At 71.0% G+C, this 607-nt stretch carries 1 protein-coding gene; it reads left to right on the forward strand.

Features of this window, described 5'->3' with window-relative positions:
• Window positions 1–607: vitamin B12 dependent-methionine synthase activation domain-containing protein (locus JK363_RS41560; RefSeq protein WP_307822130.1), on the forward strand; the 607-nt coding region annotated here is incomplete at both ends.

The following is a 607-nucleotide window of genomic DNA, read 5'->3' on the forward strand; positions in this document are numbered from 1 at the left end:
CTGGCTGGACGAGGGCGCGCTGTTCAAGGGCCAGTGGGGGCTGAAGCAGGCGCGCACCGGCGACGGGCCCGGCTACGAGGAGCTGGTGGCGACCGAGGGCCGTCCGCGGCTGCGCGGTCTGCTGGACAAGCTGCACACCGAGAACCTGCTGGAGGCGGCCGTGGTCTACGGCTACTTCCCCTGTGTCTCCAAGGGCGACGACCTGGTGCTGCTGCACGAGGACGGCAGCGAACGCACCCGCTTCACCTTTCCCCGCCAGCGCCGCGGACGGCGGCTCTGCCTGGCCGACTTCTTCCGCCCCGAGGAATCCGGCGAGACCGATGTCGTCGGCCTCCAGGTCGTCACCGTCGGCTCCAAAATCGGCGAAGCCACCGCCGGACTCTTCGAGTCCAACGCCTACCGCGACTACCTCGAGCTCCACGGCCTGTCGGTCCAGCTCGCCGAGGCGCTGGCCGAGTACTGGCACGCCCGCGTCCGCGCCGAACTCGGCTTCGCCGGCGAGGACCCCGGCGAGATCGAGGACATGTTCGCGCTGAAGTACCGCGGCGCCCGCTTCTCCCTCGGCTACGGCGCCTGCCCCGACCTGGAGGACCGCGCCAAGATCGCC

This window comes from Streptomyces coffeae (genome assembly GCF_016741875.1).
In the GTDB taxonomy this organism is placed as follows: Bacteria; Actinomycetota; Actinomycetes; order Streptomycetales; family Streptomycetaceae; genus Streptomyces; species Streptomyces coffeae.